Source organism: Coleofasciculus sp. F4-SAH-05 (genome assembly GCF_040222985.1).
Lineage (GTDB): Bacteria > Cyanobacteriota > Cyanobacteriia > Cyanobacteriales > Coleofasciculaceae > Coleofasciculus > Coleofasciculus chthonoplastes.
The window spans coordinates 21276-27880 of record NZ_JAVKBY010000197.1 but is presented as its reverse complement, the minus strand read 5'-3'; the positions used below and the strand labels follow the sequence as shown (position 1 = coordinate 27880).

At 45.6% G+C, this 6605-nt stretch carries 7 protein-coding genes; 4 read left to right on the top strand and 3 right to left on the bottom strand.

Annotation, left to right across the window (positions count from 1 at the left end; all coding sequences use genetic code 11):
* Positions 1-1636, top strand: a 1636-nt coding sequence (locus tag RIG27_RS23640) for a CHAT domain-containing protein (protein WP_446349236.1), incomplete at its 5' end; no start/stop codon positions are given.
* A gap of 46 nt (positions 1637-1682) precedes the next feature.
* On the opposite strand, the gene RIG27_RS23635 is transcribed toward RIG27_RS23640, so the two are convergent.
* Both RIG27_RS23635 and RIG27_RS23630 read right to left on the bottom strand, forming a co-directional pair.
* Positions 1683-1844 (bottom strand): hypothetical protein, encoded by a 162-nt coding sequence (locus RIG27_RS23635; protein WP_446349234.1) that lies wholly within the window; start codon positions 1842-1844, stop codon positions 1683-1685.
* Positions 1845-1901: 57 nt separating this feature from the next.
* Complete coding sequence (locus tag RIG27_RS23630) at positions 1902-2162, bottom strand: hypothetical protein (RefSeq protein ID WP_446347676.1); 261 nt, start codon at positions 2160-2162, stop codon at positions 1902-1904.
* A gap of 175 nt (positions 2163-2337) precedes the next feature.
* On the opposite strand from RIG27_RS23630, the gene RIG27_RS23625 reads away from it, so the two are divergent.
* The 3 genes from RIG27_RS23625 to RIG27_RS23615 all read left to right on the top strand — a co-directional run bounded on the left by RIG27_RS23625 (position 2338) and on the right by RIG27_RS23615 (position 5852).
* Complete coding sequence (locus tag RIG27_RS23625; protein WP_446349232.1) at positions 2338-2946, top strand: DUF3318 domain-containing protein; 609 nt, start codon at positions 2338-2340, stop codon at positions 2944-2946.
* 206 nt (positions 2947-3152) lie between these two features.
* The gene (locus RIG27_RS23620; protein ID WP_446349230.1) at positions 3153-5408 is read left to right on the top strand and encodes a sensor histidine kinase; all 2256 of its coding nucleotides are present in this window, start codon (positions 3153-3155) and stop codon (positions 5406-5408) included.
* A 261-nt stretch (positions 5409-5669) separates the two neighbouring features.
* The gene (locus RIG27_RS23615; RefSeq protein ID WP_446347682.1) at positions 5670-5852 is read left to right on the top strand and encodes a hypothetical protein; all 183 of its coding nucleotides are present in this window, start codon (positions 5670-5672) and stop codon (positions 5850-5852) included.
* Between the two features lie 22 nt (positions 5853-5874).
* Here the strand turns inward: RIG27_RS23615 and RIG27_RS23610 are convergent, their stop codons facing one another.
* Positions 5875-6468, bottom strand: a complete 594-nt coding sequence (locus tag RIG27_RS23610; protein ID WP_446349228.1) for a hypothetical protein — start codon at positions 6466-6468, stop codon at positions 5875-5877.
* Positions 6469-6605 lie beyond the last annotated feature (137 nt).

Below are 6605 nucleotides of genomic sequence, written 5' to 3'. Positions count from 1 at the left end.
TTCTTTTGTGAATCCAGAATATAAAATAGATAATCCCGATAATCCGGCTTTTGTGAATCCAGAAGATAATTTAGATAATCCCGATAATCCGGCTTCTGTGAATCCAGAAGATAACCTAGATAATCCCGATAATCCGGCTTTTGTGAATCCAGAAGATAATCTGAATAATTCCAGCGATACGACTCTATCTGAACCGACAAATCAACCAATTAACTCCAGCAATCCTAGTCCGAGCGAAACCAATAGTACTCCATCTGTCTCCGCTGAAACCCCCTCCAGTGAAGCGAATAGCAATCCATCCACCCCCGCTAACAACTCATCCAGCGAAGCCTCATCACCCGCTTCTTCTGACGACTCGTCTCTCCAATCTGTTGACGCCTCAGAGGAAAACTTTACCCGGCAATTTGTAGACTATTTAGGCTTACCCACTGATATTCCCTTAGTTACCCTCGCCCAAAGCCGGAATATTCTCAGCAATATTGAGAAAACTACAGGAGTTAAATCTTCACTGCTTTATATCAGTTTTGTCCCGCCAGAGAGTTATAACCAGGCAGAAAATCAATCATCTTCTAACCAAAATATTCCCCGACAAACCCGCAATCCTCAAGATCAATTAGAACTACTACTGGTTACGGCTAATGGATTACCCATTCGCAAAAGAATCCCAGAAATCACTCGCCAACAAGTTCTCAGCGTTGCGGATCAGTTTCGCTTAGAAGTCACCAATATTCGCAGTCTAAAAGGCTACATTGCTCCAGGAAAACAACTTTATGATTGGCTAGTGGCTCCCATGGATGCCGAACTGCAAGCCATCGGGATCGAAAACATAACCTTTCTAGTAGACTACGGCTTGCGCTCTATTCCTCTGGCGGCTCTTTACGATGGTCAACAGTTTTTGATTGAGAAATACAGTGTTGGTTTAATGCCGAGTTTAAGCCTGGTAAATCCGAACTACGCCCCCATTGAAAACCTGAACGTTTTAGCAATGGGAGCCGCACAATTTACGGATCAAAAACCTTTACCTGCTGTTCCAGTAGAATTATCAGCCATTACCCAATCTCTGTGGCAAGGAAAATCTTTTCTTAACGATACGTTTACGCTAGAAAATCTCAAAGCACAACGTCAACAGCAACCTTTTGGCATTATCCACTTAGCCACTCATGCTAATTTCCAATCGGGAGAACCGAATAACTCGTATATCCAACTTTGGGATAGGAAGCTGCGACTCAATCAATTACCTCAATTAGACTGGAATAATCCTCCGGTTGAACTCTTAGTTCTCAGTGCTTGTCGCACGGCGTTGGGGAATGAGGAAGCCGAATTAGGTTTTGCTGGATTAGCGGTTCAATCGGGCGCAAAATCAGCCGTAGGCAGTTTATGGTATGTCAGTGATGAGGGAACATTAGGATTAATGACCCAACTTTATCAAACTCTCAAACAAGCCCCTATTAAAGCAGAAGCGCTGCGACAAACTCAACTGGCGATGTTGCAGGGACAAGTTTATCTCGAAGGGGGTCAACTGATTGTGGGTGATAAATCAATCGCGTTACCGCCAGAATTAGCTAGACTCGGAGACGGTAACTTTGAACATCCTTATTACTGGAGTGCGTTCACTATGGTTGGTAGTCCTTGGTAATTTGTCATTTATCATTTATCCTTCGTCATTTATCATTTATCATTTATCATTTGGTCGGGGCGGGTTTTGCAGCCAAGCTAGGGATAACATAACAATCAATAAAGGAAACGGTACCATCAGCTTGCTGAACAGCGTGAATCGGGGCAATTGGCATTCCCCAGAGACTCGCTGTACTAAGGGTTAGGGCTAATACAGTGGAAACACGCATAACTCCATGTTTGCCCAACTACTGCCATGGGCTACTTACTGTTTATAATATTCGACATTACAAATCTGGGGGGCGATCGCGGTTAGTCAATTCCGAGGGAGGGCGATCGCTACTCCAAGCCCACCACACTTTACCACACTGGCATTGATAGAACTCTTGCCACTTCTTGCGATAATCTTCAGTCAGGACTGGCGATTGTCGATTAATCCAAACCCGTTGAGCTTCCATAGAAGAAGCATGACAGGTGGGACAGCAAAACTCTACTGCATGAGTAGCTGATTTCGTCCATTGCGGCGGAAATGGGGTGAAAGCGTCCATAGTCTATCGCTGGGTTGTCGCTGGCGGGGAATGTCTGATTTTGACAATCTCCTGTGCCTATTTTACGGGTTTCCTTGCTCAGACGTTTTGAGTTTTCCTGTAGGCGTGAGATAGTTGGAAAAACGAGTGTTTTAACTTTATCCCATAAATCCTCTAAGTTTAAGTTCCTCGGCTGATGAATCCAGAGCCAGAAATTCGCCGTTTGCGTGATCTAATGCCCGCCTCTGGGCGAATGCTGACCAAAGTTATCAGTAAACCGCAACAGACGGCGGTGATTGAAACTCCTTTCCCGATGCCTTGGTTGAGAGATCGTCCAATCTATATTAACTTTGATCTGTGGCGTCGCTTACCCAGACCGCAACGGGATATGCTGATCCTCAGCATCGTGAGTTGGTTGATTACGATCAAATGGTTTAAGCCAGATTTATATCAAGGCGTCGTCATTGCCGGATTGTTAGGGGGAATGGTAGAACTGGTGCAAGGTGATGCGGTGGGTGTTGTCGTGGCGACGGGATTGAGTGCGATCGCGGGGAGTCAAATTTGGCGCAGCACTCGCAGTTGTCAAACCCACTTAGATGCGGATACCGATGCGATCAAAGTCGCCCTGCGACGTGGCTATACCGAAACAGAAGCGGCACAGCATCTATTAGCAGCAATTGAATCCGTGGCTGAGATAGAAGGACGACTAAGTTTAAATTTTACCGAATTAATTCGCTCTCAAAACCTGAGAGCGATCGCGGGTATTTCCCCTGTGGGGGTTCCGGAGAGTGTGAGACAGGAATAGTCATTCGTCATTTGTCATTCATCAGGGCGGGTTTAGTCACATCTGGGTGGCAACAAATGTTAGTAGTCAAACCCGCCCCTACAAACTAGGTTCCCTCGAAGATCGTGAAGGGTTAAAACTCAACACTCACCCACCTAGGGGAAGTTAAGTTTTGATAACTTTAGCCATCCTGTTGATGGAAGCCGATCGCTCTTAGCTATGAAATCTTGAATATTAATTACGGTGAAGATTTAATTTTGTCCATATTTCCTGGGAGTCAGCAGCGTTTCTGGCGATACCTGATCACAGTGGCTCTAGTCGCGATCGCTCATAAGGGTAGCGCTCATTTTACCTTGTCTTGGTTGGGATTGGGCGCTGAAGCGTCTCCAGTGTGGCCCAGTGCGGGGATTGCTCTGGCTGTCCTTTTTTTGCAGGGAAAACGGCTTTGGGTTGGTGTGGCGATTGGTGCATTTTGGCTCAATCTGTCTCTGGGCGTTTCATTTTTGGTGTCCCTGGGTTCGGTAATCGGCTGTACGTTACAAGCTGTTGTCGGTGCGATGGGATTACGTCGCTTGGATTTTAACCCGACCTTAGAATGCCTCAAGGATGCTTATGCTCTAATTATCTTCGGCGCAATCATTGCTCCCTTCATTAACGCCACGATTAGTACGCTAGTGAATTGCTGGGTGAATTTTATTCCGTGGCATCAATTTGGACTGAATTGGGGAACGCTTTGGTTAGGAGACAGTATGGGAATCTTAGTCTTTACTCCCTTACTGCTATTAATTTCCCAGGAATCTCCTCAGCGAATTTTTCCGCCAAATTATCCACGCCAACAGATTTTAGAAGCCGTCCTGGGTTGGGGTCTACTCTGGGTGTTCAGTTGGCTAGTTTTCCAGTCTCGAACTACCTTTGCCCTCTCCGATTATCCCCTAGAATATTTACCCTTTCCCTTAGTCGTTTGGGCGGCGCTGCGATTTCGGGTGTGGGGTGCGGTTCTTGCCAGTTTAATCGTTTCCGGAATGGCAATTGGCGGCACCCTCCAAGGGATTGGACCCTTTGTGGTGAAAACGGGAAGTACCCTAGGGGCAATTTTACTGCTACAAACGTTTATGGCAGTGGTAACCATAACCGCCTTAGTTTTAGCCGCCGCCATGTCAGAGCGTCAACAGGCAGAACATCAACTCCGGGCTACCTTAGAACGCGATCGCTTGTTAGCGGAGATTGCCCTGCGGATTCGTCAATCCTTAGATTTAGACCAGATTTTGCAAACCACTGTTGTGGAAGTGCGGCAATTATTACAGGCAGATCGGGTCTATATCAGTTATCTGGATGAAAATTACCACGGTAAAATTGCTGCCGAATCTGTCGCCTCTGCTTATAAATCCCTGTTGGGATGGAAACCTTCAGATAAATTATTGCAAGAAACCCACGAATTATTTGATCAGCGTCAAATTTTAATCCGGTATAATACGGAGCGGGTTAATGTAACGCCCTATCTCAAAGACTTTTATCGGTGCTACCAGATTAAAGCTACCCTGGCAATTCCGTTAATTCTCGATGAGCAACTGTTTGGACTCTTAGCGGTTCATCAATGCCACCGTTCCCGTCATTGGCAATCCTTTGAGGTGGATTGGTTAAGACGATTAGCGGTTCAAGTCACTATTGCCATTCAACAAGCTCAACTGTACCAACAAGTCCAAAGGCTTAATAGTAACCTGGAAAGTCAAGTGGCGGAACGTACCCTGCAACTTGAGGAAAAAATGCAGGAATTGCAACGGCTTTACGAACTCAAAGATGTGTTTTTACAAGCAGTTTCCCATGATCTACGAACATCAATGATGGGCTTAATTCTGATGTTGAAGGGAACCCAAAAATGCTCTGGTGAAACCGTTGCCCTGCCACGCCGAATTCTGGATCGGCTGATTGAAAATAGCGATCGCCAATTGACGTTGATTAATGCCTTATCTGAAGACCATTTTAACCAAGGGCGGAAAATAGAACTCCACTGTCAACCTTTATGCTTAAATGAACTCCTCAGCCAAATCCTGGCTGATTTGCAGCCGTTATTCAGCAGTAACCACGCTCAATTAACGACGGTTATTCCCAAAACTTTACCCCCGGTTAAAGCTGATCCGACTCAACTGCGGTGTGTGTTTCATCATCTATTGACGAATGCCCTTAAACACAATCTACCGGGGGTGAAGATTACGCTGACAGTAAGGGTTGAGAGGGATATGCTTCATTGTGCGATCGCGGATAATGGGGTAGGGATGAGCAAACAGCAGTGCGATCGGCTTTTTAAGCTTTATGTTCGCGGATTGCACTCTCAACACTTAACCGGAATTGGTTTAGGCTTATATTTATGTCGGCAAATTATTAATGCTCACGGGGGACAAATTAGTGTTACCAGTGTGCCAACACAAGGATCAACCTTTAACTTTTCGCTTCCTTTGTATAGGAGTAAGGTGGGTATTGCGTAAGGTGGGTATTGCGTAAGGTGGGCATTGCGTAAGGTGGGTATTGCGTAAGGTGGGTATTGCGTAAGGTGGGTATTGCGTAAGGTGGGCATTGCCCACCTACTACTGGCGTGGCACACCTTATTTGGTTGATTAGAATTGTCGGGGCGGGTTTAGGGATTAATCGTCATGGTTTCTCCTCACTGAAGTACAAAACCCGCCCTACCTCTAAATCCCATTCATCATCCAAAATGGAATATAGCGTTTTCATTTGAATTGTTACCCATGAACATCCCCACCGCCCTAGTCAATGAACTGAAGCTCTACCTCAAACACCGAACCGACAATGGTGATCTGGAAGCGAAAACCTTATTAACTCAAATTGAACAGTTCACTAGCTCACCCACAGCCGCAGAGGAACAAGCCTTGTATTCCCAACCGCCAGCGGGGTTAGATGTAGGATGTTAGTATTTTCGTCATTTGTCCTTTGTCAGAACAAGTTTTCTCGACAGATATTCAACATCCGCTGATCATTCTCACTCAGTTGACCAACGGGTTGATACTGATCAAGCTTAACGGTATAGGGATAGGATAAGGATTCGTAAGTGCGATCGAGATTAAGCTGTCTCCCCGCCGCCGCTACCGAGGTTTGTTGCTGATTCTCGATAGTATGAGCTAAAGCGGTTTGATCGTAGGGGTTGACAACTCGGAGATTCATCTGTTTAGATTCTAAAGTGCCATGAAAACAGCTAAATTCAGAGTCAGGTAAGTAAAGTGCCCCAACTAGCTGTCCTTGATTGGCTTGAAATACAATATATTCTTGACCAATTTGATTGGGTTGGGAGGATTCACCGTAAAGGTACGTGCCATCTGGGATTAAAGTAGCTGAAGCGGATACAGTAGATGGATTCTTTTCCCCAGTGGAACTATCCACGGCTTGCTTGAGTTGTTGAGCGACGGCGATGGGTCTACTGGAGAAATTCATTGTAAGTCCGACGGTGAGCAGTAACCCGGTTAGGGGTAAACGCCAAGGGAAAGACGGTTGACGTTGGGACTGGAAAAACTCAATGAATCGGCTAATCACCGTGGTTACCTCCTTGAAAATAATATCGAAACACCCTTAAAAAATCTGGAATTTTAGTACACAGTTGGTAGCCGCCCTAATTTGTTAAAGTAGATTTAAGCTAAAGTAGACGTTAGCAGGCATCCTTACTTTCTATC